Annotated in this window: 17 protein-coding genes; all 17 read left to right on the top strand. The window is 65.6% G+C overall.

What is annotated here, in order from left to right:
* Window positions 1–42: 42 nt before the first annotated feature.
* Genes IPL75_16800 through IPL75_16720 form a run of 17 tightly spaced genes read left to right on the top strand, consistent with a single transcriptional unit; the run spans window position 43 to window position 20,402 of the window.
* Window positions 43–1,197, top strand: a complete 1,155-nt coding sequence (locus IPL75_16800) for a DegT/DnrJ/EryC1/StrS family aminotransferase (protein ID MBK9241857.1) — start codon at window positions 43–45, stop codon at window positions 1,195–1,197.
* Window positions 1,194–2,045 carry an NAD(P)-dependent oxidoreductase gene (locus tag IPL75_16795; protein MBK9241856.1) on the top strand — a complete coding sequence of 284 codons (852 nt, stop codon included), beginning with the start codon at window positions 1,194–1,196 and terminating at the stop codon, window positions 2,043–2,045. The genes IPL75_16800 and IPL75_16795 overlap by 4 nt, the downstream gene beginning before the upstream one ends.
* Window positions 2,045–3,256, top strand: coding sequence for a glycosyltransferase (locus IPL75_16790; protein MBK9241855.1), 1,212 nt, complete (start codon window positions 2,045–2,047; stop codon window positions 3,254–3,256). Before IPL75_16795 ends, IPL75_16790 begins: the two co-directional genes overlap by 1 nt.
* Window positions 3,257–3,261: 5 nt before the next feature.
* Window positions 3,262–4,707 (top strand): lipopolysaccharide biosynthesis protein, encoded by a 1,446-nt coding sequence (locus IPL75_16785; GenBank protein MBK9241854.1) that lies wholly within the window; start codon window positions 3,262–3,264, stop codon window positions 4,705–4,707.
* Window positions 4,704–6,188: a hypothetical protein gene (locus IPL75_16780; GenBank protein MBK9241853.1), complete on the top strand. Its 1,485-nt coding sequence runs from the start codon at window positions 4,704–4,706 to the stop codon at window positions 6,186–6,188. Before IPL75_16785 ends, IPL75_16780 begins: the two co-directional genes overlap by 4 nt.
* The gene (locus IPL75_16775; protein ID MBK9241852.1) at window positions 6,185–7,255 is read left to right on the top strand and encodes a glycosyltransferase; all 1,071 of its coding nucleotides are present in this window, start codon (window positions 6,185–6,187) and stop codon (window positions 7,253–7,255) included. Before IPL75_16780 ends, IPL75_16775 begins: the two co-directional genes overlap by 4 nt.
* Window positions 7,256–7,287: 32 nt before the next feature.
* Complete coding sequence (locus tag IPL75_16770; protein ID MBK9241851.1) at window positions 7,288–8,484, top strand: glycosyltransferase family 4 protein; 1,197 nt, start codon at window positions 7,288–7,290, stop codon at window positions 8,482–8,484.
* On the top strand, window positions 8,484–10,307 hold the full coding sequence (asnB, locus tag IPL75_16765) for an asparagine synthase (glutamine-hydrolyzing) (GenBank protein ID MBK9241850.1): 1,824 nt from the start codon (window positions 8,484–8,486) through the stop codon (window positions 10,305–10,307). Before IPL75_16770 ends, asnB begins: the two co-directional genes overlap by 1 nt.
* Before the next feature lie 44 nt (window positions 10,308–10,351).
* Complete coding sequence (locus tag IPL75_16760) at window positions 10,352–11,515, top strand: DUF2029 domain-containing protein (GenBank protein ID MBK9241849.1); 1,164 nt, start codon at window positions 10,352–10,354, stop codon at window positions 11,513–11,515.
* Between the two features lie 6 nt (window positions 11,516–11,521).
* Window positions 11,522–12,691: a glycosyltransferase family 4 protein gene (locus tag IPL75_16755; protein MBK9241848.1), complete on the top strand. Its 1,170-nt coding sequence runs from the start codon at window positions 11,522–11,524 to the stop codon at window positions 12,689–12,691.
* Window positions 12,688–13,932, top strand: a complete 1,245-nt coding sequence (locus IPL75_16750) for an O-antigen ligase family protein (GenBank protein MBK9241847.1) — start codon at window positions 12,688–12,690, stop codon at window positions 13,930–13,932. The genes IPL75_16755 and IPL75_16750 overlap by 4 nt, the downstream gene beginning before the upstream one ends.
* A complete protein-coding gene (locus IPL75_16745) occupies window positions 13,929–14,951 on the top strand; it encodes a polysaccharide biosynthesis protein (GenBank protein ID MBK9241846.1) in 1,023 nt (340 codons plus the stop codon). The genes IPL75_16750 and IPL75_16745 overlap by 4 nt, the downstream gene beginning before the upstream one ends.
* An 8-nt stretch (window positions 14,952–14,959) precedes the next feature.
* A complete protein-coding gene (locus IPL75_16740) occupies window positions 14,960–16,087 on the top strand; it encodes an NAD-dependent epimerase/dehydratase family protein (protein MBK9241845.1) in 1,128 nt (375 codons plus the stop codon).
* Window positions 16,062–17,225: a UDP-N-acetylglucosamine 2-epimerase (non-hydrolyzing) gene (gene wecB / locus IPL75_16735; GenBank protein ID MBK9241844.1), complete on the top strand. Its 1,164-nt coding sequence runs from the start codon at window positions 16,062–16,064 to the stop codon at window positions 17,223–17,225. Before IPL75_16740 ends, wecB begins: the two co-directional genes overlap by 26 nt.
* Window positions 17,195–18,469 carry a glycosyltransferase family 4 protein gene (locus IPL75_16730; protein MBK9241843.1) on the top strand — a complete coding sequence of 425 codons (1,275 nt, stop codon included), beginning with the start codon at window positions 17,195–17,197 and terminating at the stop codon, window positions 18,467–18,469. Before wecB ends, IPL75_16730 begins: the two co-directional genes overlap by 31 nt.
* A gap of 5 nt (window positions 18,470–18,474) precedes the next feature.
* Window positions 18,475–19,395, top strand: a complete 921-nt coding sequence (locus IPL75_16725) for an NAD-dependent epimerase/dehydratase family protein (protein ID MBK9241842.1) — start codon at window positions 18,475–18,477, stop codon at window positions 19,393–19,395.
* Window positions 19,395–20,402 carry a glycosyltransferase family 4 protein gene (locus IPL75_16720; GenBank protein MBK9241841.1) on the top strand — a complete coding sequence of 336 codons (1,008 nt, stop codon included), beginning with the start codon at window positions 19,395–19,397 and terminating at the stop codon, window positions 20,400–20,402. Before IPL75_16725 ends, IPL75_16720 begins: the two co-directional genes overlap by 1 nt.
* The last annotated feature ends 22 nt before the right edge of the window (window positions 20,403–20,424 follow it).

The following is a 20,424-nucleotide window of genomic DNA, read 5'->3' as shown; positions in this document are numbered from 1 at the left end:
ACACAGCCGCTCGGTAATCTCCGCGCTACGATAGCAGCTACGATGACGACTCCCACCTCCACACCCCCGTCTCACTCACCCGTGCCGCTGCTCGATTTGAAGGCACAGTACGAACCCCTGCGCGAGCAGATTCTTGCGGCGGTCACCCGCGTCTGTGACAGCCAGCGGTTCATCCTGGGTCCCGAAACCCAGGCCCTCGAGCGCGAGTTGGCCGGAATGCTGGGCGTGACCGACTCGGTCGGCGTGTCGTCAGGGACCGACGCCCTTCTGGTGGCGATGATGGCGCTGGGTGTGGGCCCCGGCGATGAAGTGGTGACCTCGACGTACTCGTTTTTCGCCACCGCCGGTTGCATCAGCAGACTTGGCGCGCGACCAGTGCTCGTGGATATCGACCCGGTGACGTACAACATCGATCCTGCGGGTGTGTCCGCCGCCCTGACCTCGAAGACGCGGGCGATCGTGCCGGTGCATCTCTATGGCCATTGCGCGGACATGGACGCGCTGATGTCCATCGCCGCCGGCGCCGGCGTGCCGATCATTGAGGATGCCTGTCAGAGCATCGGCGCTACCTGGCAGGGGCGTCAGGCCGGGTCCATGGGCGCGGCCGGCTGTTTTTCATTTTTTCCGTCGAAGAACCTCGGCGCGTTTGGGGACGGCGGGTTGGTGACCACGCAGGATGCCGCGCTTGCCGCAGAGATTCGTCTCCTGCGCGGCCACGGCGCGGAACGTCGCTACTACCATGACAAGGTCGGCGGCAATTTCAGACTCGATGAGCTGCAGGCTGCAGTCTTGCGCGTCAAAGCTCCGTACTTGTCCGGTTGGACGGCCGCACGCCGGCGCAACGCCGACCGCTACCGCGCGTTGTTTGCCTCCCATGGCCTGTCGCAAGTCGTGCTGCCTGTGGAGCAGGCCGGCGCCTTCCATATCTACAATCAGTTCATTGTTCGCCTGCCGCAGCGAGACGCCGCGAAAGACTTCCTGCAGGCGGCCGGAATCGGGTGCGAGGTGTACTACCCGGTGCCGTTTCATCTGCAGCAGTGTTTCCGCGATCTGGGTCACTCCGCCGGAGATTTTCCGCACAGTGAACGCGCGGCGGCTGAGTCGCTGGCGTTGCCCATTTATGGCGAACTCACCGAAGCGCATCAGGAGTACGTGGTGGCCACCCTCGCGCGTTTTTATGAGGCGGCGTCGGCGTGAACGTGCTCGTGACTGGTGCGGCCGGCCAACTCGGTGCCGCGACGGTGGAGGCCTGGACGGCGGACGGCCACACCGTAGCCGGACTGTCGCGTGCCGATCTCGACATCACGGAGTGTGATCAGGTCCGCCGCGTCATGGCGCAATTTGCGCCTGACCTCATCCTCAACTGTGCGGCCGATAACCGCGTGGATGCCGCACAGGCGGCGCCGCTGCCGCCACTCGCGGCCAACGCCTTTGCGGTGCGCACGCTCGCGCGCGTGGCGGCTGAACACGGCGCCACACTGGTCCACTACGGCACCGACTTCGTCTTTGACGGAGACGCCGATCGACCCTACACCGAAGACGATGCCCCGAATCCGCGCAGTGTGTATGGCATGACCAAGTTCCTCGGAGAACAGTTGGCGACCGACGCCCCGCGCCACTACGTGCTCAGGGTCGAGAGCCTGTTTGGTGGCGGGACGGCCGGCAGTTCGATCGACCGGCTCTGGTCGCAGATGTCGTCGGGCGGGCCGGCGGTGGCGTTCAGCGACCGCGTGGTGTCACCCAGTTTCGTTGAAGACGTGATTGCCGCCACGCGTACGCTCGTCGAACGCCAGGCGCCCGCGGGTCTGTATCACTGCGTGAATACCGGCCACGCCACGTGGTTTGACGTGGCCGACCATCTGCGGCGCCTGGGCGGATTTCCCGAGATGAGCCTGCAGGCCGGGTGCGCAGCCGAGATGACGTGGTCTGCGCCGCGTCCGCTCTTTGCCGCGCTCTCAAATGCCAAGCTGCATCGTGCCGGGGTCACGATGCCCACCTGGCAGGACGCGATGGGGCGTTTTGTCAGGCAGCGGAGCCACCAGTAATGGCGGAGCCCTTCCGGCTGGCCGTAGTCAACTCTCACCCGATTCAGTACTTTGCCCCGCTCTACGCGTACCTGAATCGCGATGAGGGGCTTGAGGTGACCGCTCTCTATTGCAGCGATTTCAGCCTGCGTGGCGGACTGGACCCTGGGTTTGGACAGGCCGTCCAATGGGATGTGGACCTGCTGAACGGGTATCAATCGGTGTTCCTTGGCGACAACGCTCGCCGCCGTGTGCCCGGAGGGTTCTGGTCGCTGGTGTGTCCGGAGGTCTGGACCGAAATTCGCCGCGGGAAATACGACGCGGTGTTGCTGCACGGTTATGCCTACGCGGCAGATGTCCTGGCGTTCCTCGCGGCCAGGAGCCGGGGCATTCCCGTGTTCCTCCGGTCGGAGACACACCTGGGGCTGCGGCGGCAGCCGTGGAAGCGGCGCGTGCGTGATGGCGTGTTGTCTCGCGCGTTCCGTTTTGTGGATCGATTCCTGGCCATCGGTACGGCCAACCGCGAGTACTACCGCGCGCTGGGTGTGCCGTCCGAGAAGATCTTCGATGTGCCGTACACCGTGGACAACGATCGCTTCATGAAGGCGTCCACGTTGTCGCAGGACGAGTGCGCGGCGATGCGTCAGCGGTTCGGCCTGACAGCGGACCGGCCCGTGGTGTTGTTTGCCTCGAAGTTCATCCCCCGCAAACATCCCGAGGATGTGATTCGGGCGATTGCGCTCCTGCGCGACGAAGGCGTGGACGCGTCGCTGCTGATGGTCGGCACCGGGGAGATGGAAGCGGCGCTCAAGGCGCTTGTCGTCGAATACAATCTCGACGGCCGGGTGGTCTTTGGCGGCTTCGTGAACCAGGCTGAGTTGCCGAGGGTCTACGCGGCGTCGGATGTGTTTGTGCTGCCCGCCGAGAGCGAGCCGTGGGGCCTGATCGTGAATGAAGTGATGTGCGCGGGTGTTCCGGTCGTCGTCGCCGAGGAAGTGGGCTGTGTGCCGGATCTGGTGCATGACGGCCGGACGGGCCTGCTGATGCCGGCCGGTGATGTCCCTGCGCTTGCCGCTGCGCTCCGCCGCCTGCTGGCCGGTGATGCCGAGCGCCTCGAGATGGGGCGCCGGGCCCGCGACCTGATGGCCGGGTGGAGCTACGAGCGGTGCCGCCTCGGCATTGTCGCGGCAGCGCACAGCGTGCGGGTTCCTGATCAGATGTCGCCACGCTGACTATCGTGTCGATCCTGCGCCATTCCGCCTGGGCTGCGGCAGCCGCCATCGTCCTGACGGTCGCGCGTTTCCTGTTCGCCGCCATCCTGGCACGACGGCTCTCGCTGACGGACTTCGGCCAGTATGTCTACGGACAGTGGCTCGCGGACCTGACGTTCATGGTGTGTTCGCTTGGCGCTATGGGCGCCATCAGCCGCTACGTTGCCGAGTTTCGCCATGACCCCGGCCTGCTGACGGCCGTGGTCCGGCGTTGGCGGCCATTCGCCCTTGGCTTGCCGTGGGTCGCAGCGGCAGCTGTGCCGTTTGCCGCATGGCTGTCTGGCCTGTCCCTTGATGCCAACGGTCTCGCGCTGCTGGCACTGCTGACCATGACCAGCGGCTTGTGGGCGATGCAGACGGCCGCGCTGACGGGAATGCAGCGGTTTGATCTCGCATTCGGCGGAAGCGTCGTCGCCGCCGTGGTGCTGGTCGCCGGTGCGCTGTGGATGCCCCTCGACGCGAACGGGCCCAGCCGTGTCTTCGGACTGATGGCGCTCGCCTCGGGTAGCGCGGCCGTGGTGGGCTCCGCCTCGACGCGACGGTTGCTTGACGGCCCACCAGCGGTGATCGATGCGCCGCGATGGCGGGGCATTCGTGAATACGCGATCAACATGTGGCTGACGGCGTTGCTGTGGAGCCTTGTCTGGTCGCGTGGAGAAATGCCGATCGTCCGGGCCTATCTGGGCGATGCCGGCGTGGCTCATTACGCCGCTGCTCTCGTGCTGTTCGGCGGCGCCATCCAGGGTGTGATGCTGGCGACCGGGGGCGTCGCGCCACAGCTGACGCGGTTGTGGGGCGAAGGGGGCAAGGCACAGGCTGTCGCACTGGCCCGCAGGATCATGGACATGCAACTGCTGGTCTGTGGCGCCGCCGCGGTCATGCTCATCGGGCTGGGACCTGAAGTGATGCAACTGGCGTTCGGGGCCGGGTTTCGCGCCGGCTCGACTGTGCTGGCCGTCTTGAGTCTCGGGTTGATCGGCCTGACCGTTTCCTGTCAGAACCACCTGCTCCAGATTGCGACGGACGGCCGGTTCAGCCGCAATGCCACATCGGCCGGCCTGATCGCTTTGATGGCGTCTGCAACAGTTCTGGTTGCGAGTGCGGGGTTGTTCGGCGCTGCCGTCGCCCGGGCAGGTACCATGCTGCTGATGGCAGGCGTGTCGCTGTTTTTTGTGCACCGGCGGTGGGGGGGCGCCGCGTACTCCCTGCGCAACGTGGTGGCGGTTCTGGCCATCGTGGTCGCCTGCGTGGCGGTGCAGCCGCAGTTGGCGGACCTGAGCTGGGTGCTGCGTGCGGGCGTCGCCCTGCTGGCGGCCGGGTTGTTGACCGTGGCCGTCCGGGACGCCGAAGGGCGGATGCAGGTCACGATGATCGTTCAGCGGCTGCGCCTCGCGATGGGGGACCAGCGGTGACTCGGCTGTCGCCGGTGGCCCAGCCGCCACAACACCTCGATGCAATTCCGCGCGCGTACTGGGTCAAAATCGCGATCGCCTTTTTCGTGATGGGTGTGTGGGCGTTGTGGATGGGGCCGTCGTACCACGCCGATGAATGGTGGGTGCACGGCGTCTGGTGTTTTGTCGGGCTGGCGGTCGCGGTGCCGACGCTGGTGCGTGTGGTGCGCCTGGACTTTGCGCAGGTGCTGACCGATCACCGCCTGATGTTCCTGTCGTCGTTCTCGCTCTACTTCCTGTTCGGTTCGGCCATGTTGACCTACGGGTCGGAGCTGGAGGTGGGCGCGGTGCTGGGGCACTTTCCCATCGGGACACCTGAAGCGCTCAGGGTCGACGGCATCAATGCAATTGGGTTTTCGATGGCGCTGTTGACGGCGGCGTTGTCGCGCGGCACATGGCTCGGTGCTCAAGCCGCGAAAACCGCAGCGGTCGTGAGCCGCCTTCCGGCGACCCGGGTCATCACCACCCTGCTGGTGTTGGGCGGAGGCGCGGCCTACTATCTGCTGACCTTTGATCTTGGGTGGCGTCAAGGCATCCCTGCGGGACTCTTCCGCAACCTCGCGCAGTTGGTGCTGGTCGCGATCTTCCTTGCGGTGTCCCACCGAGGGGAGCGCGAGAGGATCCTGCGGTTGTTCGGGGTGCTCGTGGCGTTGGGGTTGGCGTTTACCAGCACCCTGATGTTCAGCAAGTCGGGGGCGCTGCTGCCGCTGGCTGCGTTGGTTGCGGGTCTGGCCATGCGGTACGGGTCGCGACGCGTATTGCCTCTTGGGCTGGTCATGCTGGCCGGCGGGTTTTTTATCCTCGGCAATCTCACGATCCAATCGCGTATCACCTCGTACAGCAGCTACACCATGTCCATGGTCGAACGCGTGGTCACTGTGTTTGACGCGTGGGCCTTGTCCAGCGATCTCGAAGAGGAAGACGAATATTCCTATTGGGGCCGGCTGTGTTACGTACCGACCGCGGCGGCCGGCCTCGCCTTCTACGATGAAGGCAATGGTGGCGACGGGTTTCAGCTCATGTGGTGGGTGGCCGTGCCCAGGTTCCTTGCGCCGCAGAAGCCGCAGATCACAAAGACCAGTGTCGAGTTGTACGAAAAGATCACGGGGTATACCACGTCGTCGGACGGGCAAGGGATCTTCGCCAGTGGGTACTATCACGGCGGATGGTTCGGACTGGTGTTCGCCAGTGTGGTGTGCGGATGGATTGTGGCGCAGACCTCCGCGATCGCGAGGGCCATTTACCTCGGCGGTGCGTTGCTCATGCTCCCGTTGTCGCTGCTCGGCCTGTTTATCGCGTTCCGCATTGACGGCGACTTTGTGTCCGACTATCTGGGCGCCTTCATGTTCATCCTCTACCCGATTCTGGCGGCGGCCCTGTTCGTGCCCCGCGTTTCGGCCGGCGCCGGCGTGACGACAGCGGCGGTCGGAGCGAGCCGTTGAGGGTGCTGTTTGTGGGCGAAACGTGGCAGGGATCGTTCGCGCGATCCCTGCGCGAAGCGCTGGTGCCCCTGCCCGGCATCGAAGTGGACGATGTGGGGGAGGATCACTATTCGCCCCGCGCGCGATCGCGCCGGGTACGGGCCACGCGTCGGCTCCTCGGTCCGTGGTATCGACGGGAGTTGCATCGCGCGATCGTGTCGGCCCTGGATGCGCGACGGCCCGATGTCCTGATGGTGTACAAGGGGGCCCAGGTGGCCGCGGCCACCGTCGAGGTGGCCAGACGGGCACGGGTCTTTACGGTCAACGTGTTTCCGGACTATTCACCGCACGCGTATGGCGCCAGGTTGAAGGCCGCCATGGGTGAATACCAACTGGTGGTGTCCACCAAGCCCTTTCATCCGGCGATCTGGGCGAGTACTTACGGCTATAGGAACCACTGCGTCTTCGTGCCTCATGGCTACGACCCGAACGTGCACGCCTGGCCTGAGCCTCCGGACGTGCAGGATTTTGATCTGCTGCTGGCCGCGACCTGGCGGCCGGAGTATCACGCGTTGATGCAAGAGTTGGCGGCGGCGTTGGCCGGTCACTCGTTGAAGGTCGGCGTCATTGGGAGTGGATGGATCGAACGCCGCCATCAACTGCCCCCCGAATGGGAGGTGGCGCCGTCGCTGCACGGCCGGAGTTATGGCGAGTGGTTGCGCCGGGGCCGAATCGTGGTGGCGCCGGTCAATCGCGAGGTGGTCATCCAGGGGGTTCGCCAACCCGGCGACGAAGACACCACGCGCACGTATGAGCTGGCGGCCATGGGCTGCTTCTTCCTGCATCGCCGCACCGCGTACGCCCAGTCGGTGTACGACGAACACACAGAAGTGCCCATGTGGGACACACCGCAGGAACTGGCTGGTCTCGTGCTCCGGTATCTCCCGTTAGAGGCGGAGCGGCGGCAGATGGCGGCGCGGGCGCAGGCGCGCGCCGTGCCGGCGTATTCCCTGACGCATCGCGCGGCCGAGGTCATCGATCAGGTTAGAAGAGCGATGAGTGGCCCCGCAGATCGGCGGACGCTGTGACGCTGGGGCGTCGTCCTCGTCTGGCATTGGTGGTGCCCAGCCTGAGCCGAGAGGGCGGGGTGGCGGCCACGGCGCGCTTCATCAAGGACGTGGTGCTGCGTTCAGGCGGGTTCGACCTGCAGCTGGTCTCGTTGTCTGAATCCGCGAATGATCATCAGAGCCTTCGGCTTGCGAATCCCTGGAGTTGGCTGAATTGCCCGACGGTGGCGACCGGCGAATGGGAAGGTCTTCCCTTTGTCCACGTCGGTGCAATGGTTGGGGAGTTCGAGTTTCAGCGGTATCGACCGCGAGCGGTGCTCACCAGCGCGCTGGCCGGCTGCGACGTGGTGCAGGTGGTGTCCGGCTCACCCGCGTGGGCCAACTCCGTGCTGGGGCTGGGAAAACCCGTGTCGTTGCACGTGGCGACCCGTGCGCGGATTGAACGGCGACAGCGTGACGCCAGTCCGCGCAGCCCCTCGGCGTTGTGGCGCCGCGCGATGACGTTTGTCACCGACAAGCTCGACGACCGGGCGCTGCGCGGCGTTCAGGCAATTCAAGCGATGAATCCAACACTGCTTGATTACGCAAGGAACTTGAATGCCGGGCGCGTTGTTGACATGCGCCACTTGCCGCCTGGCATTAACGCCGACCGTTACCGGCCCGTCGAATCGCGTCAGACCTTCCGGGATTCGTACATCCTTTGCGTAGCGAGGCTGGGCGACCCACGCAAGAAAATTGGTCTCCTCCTAGACGCCTACGCCCTTATGCCTCATGTGTTTCGGAGCCGAACCAAGCTGGTTCTGGCGGGCGCGTCGGCGCCCCCGCAGTCATTCTGGCGGCGGGCCGACGCGCTGGGTTTGCGTGACCGCGTGCAGTATGTCGAACGGCCGGATGAGCGGGCCTTGCTGCATCTCTACCAGAACGCGAGTCTGTTCGCGCTATCGTCGGACGAAGAGGGATTCGGTCTGGTCCTTCTCGAAGCCATGGCGTGCGGCGTGCCTGTGGTGTCTACACGAAGTGGTGGTCCGGACGCCATAATCACCGACGGCCTCGACGGGTATCTGGTTCCGCTCGACGACGTCGAGGCGCTGTCAGGACGAATGACGGTGTTATTGAGCGAGCCGTTGCGCAACGTCGAAATGGGACGTCAGGCTCGGCTAACGGTTGAACGCCGGTATGACGAACACGTCGCCGGCGAGGCCTTTGTCGATATTTGGGACCGGTTGGCCCATCAGGGAGGGGCCGGCTGATGTGTGGTTTTATCGCGGCGTTTTCTGAATCAGCAGACCTCGAGCAACCGGTTCGTCTGGCCATGCAGCGGTTGCATCGGCGTGGACCCGATGCCGAGGCGCTGTGGCAGGAACCGGGCGTCTGCCTGGGTCACCGACGTCTCGCCATCATTGATCTCGACGCGCGGGCGGCGCAGCCGATGCCGTCCGCATGCGGCCGTTACCTGATGGTCTATAACGGCGAAATTTACAATTTTTCCATTTTGCGTGACGAGTTGGCGAGGCAGGGCCACACGTTCCGGACGACGTCGGATACCGAGGTGATTCTCGCGTTGTTCGCGGCCGAAGGCGCGGCGATGCTGCCCAGACTGCACGGCATGTTCGCGCTGGTCATCTGGGATCGGGTGGCCAGGCGGGCGTTTGTGGCGCGCGACCCGTACGGGATCAAGCCGCTGTATTCCGCCGTGACGTCGAACGGCGTCATGCTCGCGTCGCAGGTCAAGGCCCTGCTCGCCACCGGGTGCGTGGCCCGCGAGCCAAACCCGCAGGGACAACTCGGCTTCTGGCTGCTCGGCAGTGTGCCCGACCCACTGACCTGGTATCGCGACATCGCGGCCATCCCTGCTGGGCACTATGGCTGGATCGAGCACGGGCAACTGACACGCACGGTGTGCTGGTCGGACATTGGCCGGCATTGGCGTGAGGCGGCGGTCTCGCCTGTGCCGGACTCCGTGTCGGACCATGACGTGCGAACACAGGTGCGCGCTGCGGTTCGCGAGTCCGTGGCCAGGCACATGGTGTCCGATGTGCCGGTGGGGGTGTTCCTGTCAGGCGGCATCGACTCGGGGGTGTTGGCCGCAGTGATGGCGGAAGCCGGCCGCGGCAGAATCGAGGGCGTCACGATCGCCTACGACGAGTTTGTAGGCAGTCGTGAGGACGAGGCCCCGGTCGCCGCGACGATTGCGGCGCGGTACGGCATTCGCCACCATGTCCGGCGCGTCACGCGTGACGAGTTCACCGCCGACCTGCCGCGCATCATCGACGCGATGGATCAGCCGAGTATCGACGGAATCAACACGTGGTACGCGAGCAAGGCCGCCGCCGAATGTGGTTTGAAGGTGGTGGTGTCGGGCGTGGGTGGCGATGAGTTGTTTCAGGGGTACGAGAGCTTCACCACGCTGCCACGGCTGGTGCGCCGGTGGAACGCGTGGGCACGAGTCCCCGGCGTGCCGGCGCTGGCGAAGCTGGCAGGCGCGGCGCAGGCCTGGCGCACCGGCAACGACCGATGGCGTCACGCCCCGGAGTGGGCGCGCACCATCGGTGGCGCCTGGTGGCTGCGGCGCAGCCTGAACGCACCCGAAGCGCTTGCCGCGATCATGGGTGACCGCCAGGCTGCGACCTCGCTCGGGGCGTTTGATGCCGGTCGGTGGGTCAGTCGGATGTGTGGCGAACTCGCGGCGGACCCGCGCCTGGCGCTGGGCCAGATTGAATCCATGACGTACCTGCGCAATCAGTTGCTGCGCGACAGCGACTGGGCGAGCATGGACCACAGCGTCGAACTGCGGACGCCGCTGGTGGATGCGCGACTGCTGATGTCCCTGCAGCCCGTGCTCGCGTCATTTTTCCGATATCCGGGCAAACGGCTTCTGGCAGAGACGCCGAACGACGCGCTCCCCCGCGAGATTCTCGAACGTCGAAAGACCGGATTCGGGATTCCGGTAGGCCGCTGGCTGGCGGCAGGCGCGGACGGCGGTGCGCCGGTGCCCGACAGCCGCGCGTGGGCCCACCGGCTCGTGGCGGCATTTGATCGGACCAGCGAAGTGCCCGGATCGTCGGCCCGCTGAAGGTGGGGTACACTCGCGTTCGTTTGGAAACACACGCTCGTTTGGTGAAGTTTTTTCTGGTCGCCTCGACGATGGTGCTCTTCCTCGCAGGCGCTGCCTATCTGGCGCGCGGAGCGTACTTCGCCTTTTCGTCCTCGGCGGACTTCCAACTGCGGTGGACCGAGCAGCAATACGTATTCCGGGGCAAGAATCCGTCCGCGGTGATTCCACTGAGCCGGCTACCCGACCCGAGGAGGGAGTCATACCGTGACCTGCCTCCTGACCCCGATCTTGGCACGGCGATCGGTGGGTATCCTCCGTGGGCCTACTTCACTGGGGCGGTCTTTGCCTGGCCTTCGAGTTTTGTGGCCGCCCGGTGGTATTTCGCCGGAATCAACCTGGTACTGTTGGCCCTGTTGCTGGCTTGGGCCGTCCGGCTCGCCGGGCCCGCCGACCGGAGGCTGGGGTTGTTGTTTGCCGCCTCGCTGCTGGCTACCAGCAGCATCTGCACGACGCTCGGACTCGGACAATATGGCGTGATCGTTCTGGCCGCACTCGTGGGCGCCTATCAGCTTGACCAGCGGGGTCGCTCGTTACTGGCCGGGGTCCTCCTTGGTGTGGCGATGATCAAGGTGACGCTCGCCGGGCCGTTCCTGCTGCCGTTCCTGCTGCGACAACGCTGGAAAACTGTGCTGAGCGCAGCGGCGTACGTCGGTCTTGGCGCACTGGTGGTCTGGCCTGCCATTGATGCGAGCCCGTTCGTGTGGTTGACCGAGGTTCTGGGTACGGCAAGTCATTACGTGGGCGACAACAGTGTCGTGTCGCTCACGGTGGGCTCTGGTCTGGGTGCGCGTGATGCCGTCAAAATTGCCGCCGTCGTGACCACGGCAGCGGCCCTGGTGGTGTTGTATCTGTGGCGCCACGCGTCCATGCTGAGTCTGTTTGCGATCGCCAGTGTGGCGGCGCGATTCTGGACCTACCACACGCACTACGACAACCTGATTTTGATCTTTCTCATGCTGGCGCTGGGCGTGCACGCCCTTCGTCACGACCGGGCGTGGGCGTGGACGGGTTTTGTTGCCGTCGGGTTGTCGCTCTGGTTCCCGGCGCGTTTCGCCGACGTGGCGGCGTACCAGACGTTCCAGTGGGTGATGTGGTCGGCCGGTCTGGTGCTCCTGCTGATCCTGGAATGGCCCGGACGATCGGTGCCACGGCACGCAGGAGCGTAGGCGCGTATGACGCCGAAGTTGCGTGTGCTGGTATTCAGCGGATGTTACCTCCCAGGGTTCCGGGCGGGTGGTCCGATTAGTTCGCTGGTGAATCTCGTGAAGGCGCTTGGTGCGGAAGTCGATTTCCGGATCGTGACGCTCGACACGGATGTCGGCAGTCACACACCCTACGCCACCGTCACGTCCGGCGTCTGGCAGACGGTTGACGGTACCGAGGTGTTGTATCTCTCGCGGGGCGCCGTGTCGATCCGCAGGCTGGCCGGGGAAATAGACCGGCATGCGCCGCAATTGATGTACCTCAACGGATTCTTTGAGCCGGTCTTTACCATCCGTCTCATGGTGGCGCGCCGGCTCGGAATGATCCCGAGGATCCCCATCCTCCTCGCGCCCAGGGGTGACTGTTCTCCGGGTGCGCTGAGTCTGAAGCGCGCCAAAAAATCCGTCTACATTTCGTGCGCGCGTCTCGCCGGACTCTATCGGGATCTCTCGTGGCATGCGTCAAGTGCCCTTGAGCGCCAGGACATCATGCGCGTGATGACGGCCGTGCCTGCCGAGCGTATCCATGTCGCTCCGGTGCTGACCGCCGAGACAACCGCGGCTCCGTCCCGGCCGCCGGCGCCCGCTGATGGCGCCCTGCGTGTCTGTTTCCTGTCACGTATCTCCCCGATCAAAAACCTCGATTTCGCCCTGCGCGTGCTGGCCTCGGTGCAGGCGCCCGTGGTCTTCACGATCTATGGCCCCATCGAGGATGCCGGGTATTGGGCGGCGTGCGAGGCACTGGTCGCCCGGTTGCCGGAGCACATCCGGGCGGTTTACGCCGGCGAGGTGCCATCCGCCGATGTGAGGGGAACGCTGGCGCGGCATGACCTGTTGTTCCTGCCCAGTCGGGGCGAGAGTTTTGGTCATGTCATCCATGAGGCACTCTCGGCTGGTGTGCCTGTGTTGACGAGCGATCAAACCCCCTGGACCGATCTGGATCAGCACGGCGCCGGGTGGAGCCTGCCTCTGCACTCCATGGCGGCTTTCGCGCACACCATCGACGCGGTCAGCCGGCGTTCGCCGCAGGAACGCGACGCCGCCGCAGCCCGCGCGACCGCGTATGCCGCACAGCGGGCCGACAGGCCGGCCGCGATTCGCCGGACGTACGAGTTGCTCAGTCGGGTGGCCGGCACATGACCACTCGTGCCGCCTGGCTTGCCGTCGCCTTTCTGGCACTCGTCACCCCGGTGCTCGTCTTCCCGGGAATACTCGGGTACGCCAACATGCTTGTGGCCGCCACGGTCGGCATGGTGGCGCTTGGAGTGGCGGTCGGTCTGATCCACAACACGGGTCGGCTCGCCTGGCCCCTGGCGCTGCTGTCGCTCGCCGCCATCTTCGGGTGGTGGCGCGTCCCCGACAACGTGAACACGCTCAACCATTTTTGCGGACTGGCGCTGGGAGTCCTGGCGATGAGCACACTTGCCGTCTGGTGCCGCAACCGGCTGACATTCGCCGCCGCGACCGGTGCGTGCCTGCTCCTGGGAGCCGTGGTGCTTGGCGTCGGCCTCAGGAGTACGACGCCGCTCCATGAAACCCAGTCGCAGGTCGGCAATCCCCTGTCGGATCCCCGGACATCCGTGCCGCTCCCGCTGCAGGAACTGCATGCCCGCCGGTCGGTGAACCCCAACGCACTCGGCGCCACAGCGATGCTCATCCTGCCGATCGCGGCTGCGGTGGCGATCGCGCCGGTGCCATGGCACGGTCTGCCTCTGGCGCTGCGTCTGCTGGGATGGATGTCGGCCGCCCTCTCGGCTGTGGTCGTCCTCCTCACGCAGTCACGCTCGGTGTGGCTGTCTGCCATGTGCCTTCTGGTGTTGCTCACGCGGCGGTGGATCCAGGCGCGCACCTGGTGGCGACTGGTGGCGGCCTCTGGTGTCCTGGTCGCGGTTGCCGTCGTGATCGCCCGCGATCATCCCGTGGTCATAGCCACAGCCACGGCCGTCGGCGCCCGGGCCGACATCTGGCGCGATGGTGTCAACGCGTGGCGATCGTCGCCCTGGTTCGGCATCGGCCTCGACTACTTGAGGGAAAGCGGTCTGGCGATGGTGCGCATTGCGCCAGACCGGATGGCCGGCGCGCCGCACGCGCACAACATGTTTTTGCAGACGGCCCTGGATGTCGGCCTCTGCGGCCTGGTGGCATATTTGGCTATCATAGGGTTCGTTTTGCGCCGCGCGGCGGATCTGGTGACTGCCCCCGGCGTTGAAACACTCGCGCGATATGTCGGGGTCGGCGCGGGATTGTCAGTGGTCTCAGTCCACGTCTACGGCCTGTTCGATGCCGTGCCGCTCGGAGCCAAGGTCGGGCTGTTCCAGTGGCTGTCGTGCGGATTGATTCTGGCGGCCTCGCGCATGCGAACGCCGCCTGAGGAAACATGAGTTTGCACGGATCGTTGTTGATCACTGGCGGAACCGGGACGTTCGGCAACGCCGTTGCCGGGCGGCTGCTGGCTGAAGGCCTCAGCGAGATCCGCATCTTCTCGCGCGACGAAAAAAAGCAGGACGATATGCGCCGCCGCTGGGCGGACCGCCGCGTGCGGTTTTATCTCGGCGACGTCCGCGATGAACAGGGCCTGCGCGACGCGATGGCCGGTGTCGACTACGTCTTCCACGCCGCCGCACTCAAGCAGGTGCCGTCCTGCGAGTTCTTCCCGGTCGAAGCCATGCGGACCAACGCGTTCGGGACGGAAAATGTGCTCAACGCCGCGATGGCTGCGCGCGTCAAGCGCGTCATTGTCCTGTCCACCGACAAAGCGGTGTATCCCATCAACGCCATGGGCATCTCGAAAGCGATGATGGAGAAGATCGCGGTGGCCAAGTCACGCGTCGCCGGCCGCGACACCGTCATCTGTTGCACACGGTACGGCAATGTCATGGGGAGCCGGGGGTCGGTGGTGCCGCTCTTCGCGCGCCACGCGCAGGCGGGGCAGTCCCTGCCGGTGACCGACCCCGCGATGACGCGATTCATGATGTCCATTGACGGCGCCGTGGACCTGGTGTTGTGGGCGTTTGAACACGGCAATCCCGGCGACATCTTCGTGCAGAAGGCGCCCGCGGCCACAATTGAGACGCTGGCGCACGCCGTCAACCGCGCGCTCGGCACCCAGAGTGCCATCCGGCTGATCGGGACCCGACACGGAGAGAAGCTGTTCGAGACCCTGCTGACGCGCGAGGAAATGGCGATTGCCGAGGACATGGGCCACTACTACCGAGTGGCCGCGGATGGCCGCGACCTGAACTACAGCCTCTACTTCGACACCGGCCGCCGCGACTCCTCGGCCCACGACGACTACACCAGCCACAACACCACGCAACTGTCGGTGGCCGAACTCGGTGACCTCCTCCTGTCGGTCGACACCATCAAGCGCGCCAGAGCCGGCGAGAAGATCGACGAGTAGCCAGCGCCGTGAAGACACTGGTGACCGGCGCGCACGGCTTCATCGGCAGAAACCTCGTGGTGAGGCTCCGCCGGGCCGGGATGGACGTGGCCGAGGTGCATCGCGGTTCAACGCCCGATGATCTGCGATCCGGTGTGCGCGACGCCGGCGTCGTCTTCCACCTTGCCGGCATGAATCGCCCCGCGCCGGGGATCGACGCCGATGCGGAATTCGCCGCCGGGAACGTCGGCTCGGTCGACGCTCTCCTGGCCGCGATCGACGATGTCCGCGCCAGACCGCTGATCGTCCTGTCATCTTCCACCCAGGCCGCCGCAGCCAATGCGTACGGCCGCTCCAAGTTGGCGGCAGAAGCCGCGCTCAAGGCACATGCCACCCGCCGCGGCCTGGCGGTCGTGATTTACCGGCTGCCTGGTGTGTTCGGCAAGTGGGGCCGGCCCGACTACAACTCCGTCGTGTCGACGTTCTGCCATCGGATTGCGCGCGGCCAGGCGATCGAAATTTCTGATCCGGCCCGTGTCATCGAACTGGTGCACGTCGACGATGTGGTCGAACAATTCCAGTCGCACATGTCTCCGCCGATGCCGTCCGGTCTCAGTCGCGGAACCGTGCGACCGTCCTTCACCATCTCGTTGGGTGCGCTCGCGGCGCGAATCCAGGGGTTCAAGGCAGCTCGGACCACACTCGAAGTGGCCGACGCTGCCGACCCGCTGACGCGAAGACTCCTGGGGACCTACCTGACGTATTTGCCGCTGTCAGACCTCGCGTATCCCCTGCAGCAGCGCGTTGATGCGCGCGGGGTGCTGGCCGAACTGCTGAAGTCGCCCACGTTCGGGCAGATGTTTGTGTCGCGCACCCACCCCGGCGTGACCCGCGGCAACCACTACCATGACCTCAAGGTCGAGAAATTCTGCGTACTCGAAGGCGACGCCATCATTCGATTCCGCGCCATTCTTGGTGACGACGTGACCGAGCATCGGGTGTCGGGCCGTGACTTCACGGTGGTCGATATCCCGCCGGGTGTGACCCACAGCATTGAGAATGTCGGCACGTCCGAGTTGATTACATTGTTCTGGGCGTCGGAGATCTTCGACCCGGCGCGGCCAGACACCTATGCGAACGAGGTGCGCCGTGGCTAGTTCCAGGTTCAAGGTGATGACGATCGTCGGCACGCGGCCCGAGATCATCCGGTTGTCGCGTGTGATGGTGCGGCTCGATCGCGACACCGACCATGTGCTGGTCCACACGGGCCAGAACTACGACTACGAGCTCAACCAGGTGTTTTTTGACGACCTCGAGTTGCGCCCGCCCGACCACTACCTGAATGCCGCAGGGGCGACCGCGGCTGAGACGATTGGGCAGGTGATCATCGCCGTGGATCGGCTGCTCGAGGCAGTACGCCCTGAAGCCGTTCTGATCCTGGGAGACACCAATTCGTCGCTGGCGGCGATTCCAGCCAAACGCCGCAGGATTCCGGTGTTCCACATGGAAGCCGGCAATCGCTGTTTCGACATGCGTGTGCCCGAGGAAATCAATCGGCGCATCGTGGATCATATTTCGGACATCAACCTGCCCTATAGCGCCATCGCACGGGAATACCTTCTGCGTGAAGGCGTGCCCCCCGATCGGGTGGTCGTCACCGGCAGTCCGATGTACGAAGTCCTCCACCATGTGATGCCCAAGGTTGAACGATCGAAGATTCTGGAGCAACTCGGTCTCACGCCGCAGGGCTATTTTCTGGTGAGTTGCCATCGCGAGGAGAATGTGGATTCGCCGTCGAATCTGTCCGGCCTCGTGGACATCCTGAACAGTCTGGCGACCACAACGGGCAAGCGGGTCATTGTCACGACCCACCCGCGCGCGCGCCGGCGGCTGGACGGCGTTGCTCTGGACGAACGCGTCGAGTTGCACAAACCGTTCGGGCTGACCGACTACGTGGCGCTGCAGCTGGGCGCTGACGTGACGCTGTCCGACAGCGGCACGATCACGGAGGAAGCGTCGATCCTCAATCTCCGCGCGCTCAATATCAGGGACGCGCATGAGCGACCCGAGGGGATGGAGGAAGCGGCCGTCATCATGACCGGCCTTCGCTGGCCGCGTGTCGCGCAGGGACTGACCCTGCTGGCGGGGCAGCCGCGTGGCCCCGAGCGAGTCCTGCGCGTGGTTCGGGATTACGACGTGCCGAACGTCTCGGAGAAAGTGGTCCGCATTCTGTTGAGCTACACCGACTATGTGCGGCGGGTGGTGTGGCACGAATCGCCGGCCGCCGGCACCTGATGGCGCGCGTGCTGGTGCTCACGCTGGTGGCTCCGCCAGACGGCGTGTCCACGGCCGTGATTGTGGGAGAACTCGCGGCGGACCTCAAGACGTCGGGCCACGAGGTGACGGTGATGACGACCGTGCCGCATTACAACCGAGATGCCCAGGCCGAGGCGCGGCAGCCGCTGCGCCGGATGTGGGGCGGGCTGCTGGCGCGCAGCGAATGCGCCGGCGTGCCGGTGATTCACGTCATCATGCCGCGCAAGAACGCCAGTCCCTGGCTCCGTGTCCTGGCGTGGGCGCAGTTCCATGTCCTGAGCCTCATGGCGTCGTTGGCGCTCGTGCGGAACGTGGATGTCATTGTGGCGCCCTCACCGCCGCTGACCATCGGGTTGTGCGCGTGGCTGTTGGGACTGATCTACCGCGCGCCCTTTATTTACAACGTGCAGGAGCTGTACCCGGACATCGCCGTTCGACTGGGCGCGATCAGGAGCCCGTGGCTGATCCGGCCGCTGTACGCTCTTGAGCGTTTTGTTTACGCGCGCGCTCGCGTGATCACGCCGATTGCCGAGCACATGCGCCAACGCATTCTGGAAAAAGGCGTCCCTGAGACCAAAGTCCGGCTCATTCCGAATTTTGTCGACGTCGATGACATGAGGCCGCTGCCCAAGGAGAATGCCTTCAGCCGCGCGCATGGACTGGACCGCGACTTTGTGGTGACGTACGCCGGCAACATGGGGCCGGCCCAGGATCTCGAAACCGTCCTCGAAGCTGCCGCGTTGCTACGAGACGAAACCGGCCTCACGTTCCTGTTTGTGGGTGACGGCGGCCGCCGCGCTGCGCTTGAGGACCAGGCGCGACGCCTGGGATTGGGACATGTGCGGTTTTTGGCGCACCAGGATTACGCGGTCGTGCCCGAGATCTACGCCACGTCGGATCTCTGTCTCGTGACGCTTGCGGCCAGGACCGGGAGTGACGCCGTGCCGTCGAAGGTGTACCGCATCATGGCCTGCGCGCGTCCGGTCCTGGTGTCGGCGGATGTGGACTCCGATCTCGCCGTTCTGGTGTCGGGCACGCGATCCGGGATGGTTGTCCCACCCGAGTCTCCGGCGGCCATGGCGGACGCCATTCGTCGCGCGATGCGCGACCCTTCAGCGGGCGCCGCGATGGGGCTGGCAGGCAGGGCGCATGTGCTGGAGCACTACGGCCGCCGCTCGGTCAGCGCGCGCTATGACGCGCTGGTGCGCGAGGTCACGCGGTGAGAGTAATGGTCACCGGCGCCACCGGGTTTGTCGGGTCGGTGCTGGTGTCGCGGCTGGCCGCGACGCCATCGTGTGAGGTGCGCGCCGTGTGCCGGACTCCGCCTTCAGCGCCGACGGCGGGTATCGAGTGGGTTGTGGGGCCCGAGCTGGGGCCTGACGCCGACTGGCGCCCTCTCCTCGTTGGGGTGGATGTCGTTGTCCATCTTGCGGCGCGCGTGCACGTGATGAATGCGGCCGGCCCGGCGGCCGCGCAGCAGTTCAGCCGCACCAACGTGGAGGGCACCCGGCGTCTCGCCCTGCAGGCCACCGACGCCGGTGTGCGCCGCTTCGTGTTCCTGAGTTCGGTCAAAGTCAACGGAGAACAGGGGCGCTTCAACGAAGAGAGTCCCGCGGCGCCGGCGGATCCGTACGCTGAGAGCAAGAGTGAGGGTGAACGCGTTCTTCGTGAACTTGCGCGGAGAGCGCCGCTTGAGGTCGTCATCCTTCGGCCGCCGTTGGTGTACGGTCCCGGCGTGAAGGCAAACTTCCGGTCGTTGTTGCACGCGGTGCGCCGCGGCATTCCGCTGCCGCTCGGGGGCATCGCGAATTCCCGCAGTCTGGTGAGTGTGGACAACCTGGTGGACTTGATCGTCGTGTGTCTGGATCATCCCGCTGCCGCGTCCGAGACCTTCCTGGTCAGTGATGGGGAAGACCTGTCGACGCCGGCCCTCGTGCGCCGCTTGGCGGCGGCCGCTGGCTGTCGCGCGCGGCTTGTGCCGGTGCCTCGCTGGGGACTTCGGCTGGCCGGCGCACTGAGCGGGCAGACGCCGGCGATCGAACGCCTGACCGGTTCCCTGCAGGTGGACATTTCCAAGGCGCGACGGGTGTTGGGGTGGCAGCCTCCGTTTTCGGTGGATGAAGGCCTGCGCAAGGCGGCGCGCCAATGATGACGCCAGTCATGGGGGCGATTCTGCTGCTGACGGCCGCCGTCGTGTCCTGGTGGCTCACCGATCGGGTACGGCAGTACGCACTCCGCCGGGACATGGTGGATGTGCCCAATTCCCGCAGCTCGCATTCTGTCGCCACGCCCCGCGGCGGGGGTGGGGCGATTGTGTTGGTTACCACGGCAGTATTGTGCTGGTGGTGGTGGACCGGCAGCCCCGGCGCGCTCCCGCCGGTGGTGCTCGGGTGCGGCGTGTTGGTGGCCGCGGTCGGCTTCGCGGATGACCATCGCCACGTGCCTCCAGCGCTTCGCCTCACCATGCACTTCATTGCCGCGAGTCTCGCGGTCTCAAGCCTGGCGGACCCGGCCTGGAGTGTGCCCGTCGCCGCCCTGCTGGTTGTCGCCATCGTCTGGCTCATCAACCTGACCAACTTCATGGACGGCATCGATGGCATCGCGGGCGCGCAGACACTGACGGTCTGCATCGGCGGGGCTGTGCTGTCGGCGGTCGTGCTGCCGGGCTCGGTCCTGTGGCTGGAGCCGGCAGTGGTCGCCTCAGCCACGGCTGGGTTTCTCGCATGGAACTGGCCGCCCGCGCGCATCTTCATGGGCGATGTCGGAAGCGGGTATCTCGGGTTCATCGTGGCGGTGTTCTCGTTGCGCGCCCTGTCGGCCACTCCGGCTCTTGGTTGGAGTTGGCTCATCCTCTCAGGTGTCTTCATCGCCGATGCCACGATTACTCTGTTGCGACGGGCGATGCGGCGTGAGCGCGTGGTCGAGGCGCATCGCAGCCATGCGTATCAGCACCTCGCGGTGGCGTGGAGCGCGCACCAGCCAGTCACGCTGGCGATCATCGGAATCAACGCGCTCTGGCTCGCGCCTCTGGCGGCCCTGGTCGCGATCGGGCAACTGAGTGTACTGGGGGGCCTGGTGGTGGCCTATGTGCCGCTGGTTGTCGCGGCCGTGATGCTTGGCGCGGGGCTGCCACCGGTGGCCACCGGCAGGCGGTGACGACCAGTGCCATGTTAGGCTG

The organism is Acidobacteriota bacterium, assembly GCA_016716905.1.
GTDB lineage: Bacteria > Acidobacteriota > Vicinamibacteria > Vicinamibacterales > SCN-69-37 > SYFT01.
This window is presented reverse-complemented; position numbering and strand designations above follow the sequence as displayed.

Coding starts and splice junctions, on each gene's coding strand:
- IPL75_16720 (MBK9241841.1), top strand. CDS start 19,395: ATGACGCCAGTCATGGGGGCGATTCTGCTGCTGACGGCCGCCGTCGTG.
- IPL75_16745 (MBK9241846.1), top strand. CDS start 13,929: ATGAGTTTGCACGGATCGTTGTTGATCACTGGCGGAACCGGGACGTTC.
- IPL75_16725 (MBK9241842.1), top strand. CDS start 18,475: ATGGTCACCGGCGCCACCGGGTTTGTCGGGTCGGTGCTGGTGTCGCGG.
- wecB (MBK9241844.1), top strand. CDS start 16,062: ATGCGAACGAGGTGCGCCGTGGCTAGTTCCAGGTTCAAGGTGATGACG.
- IPL75_16790 (MBK9241855.1), top strand. CDS start 2,045: ATGGCGGAGCCCTTCCGGCTGGCCGTAGTCAACTCTCACCCGATTCAG.
- asnB (MBK9241850.1), top strand. CDS start 8,484: ATGTGTGGTTTTATCGCGGCGTTTTCTGAATCAGCAGACCTCGAGCAA.
- IPL75_16800 (MBK9241857.1), top strand. CDS start 43: ATGACGACTCCCACCTCCACACCCCCGTCTCACTCACCCGTGCCGCTG.
- IPL75_16755 (MBK9241848.1), top strand. CDS start 11,522: ATGACGCCGAAGTTGCGTGTGCTGGTATTCAGCGGATGTTACCTCCCA.
- IPL75_16750 (MBK9241847.1), top strand. CDS start 12,688: ATGACCACTCGTGCCGCCTGGCTTGCCGTCGCCTTTCTGGCACTCGTC.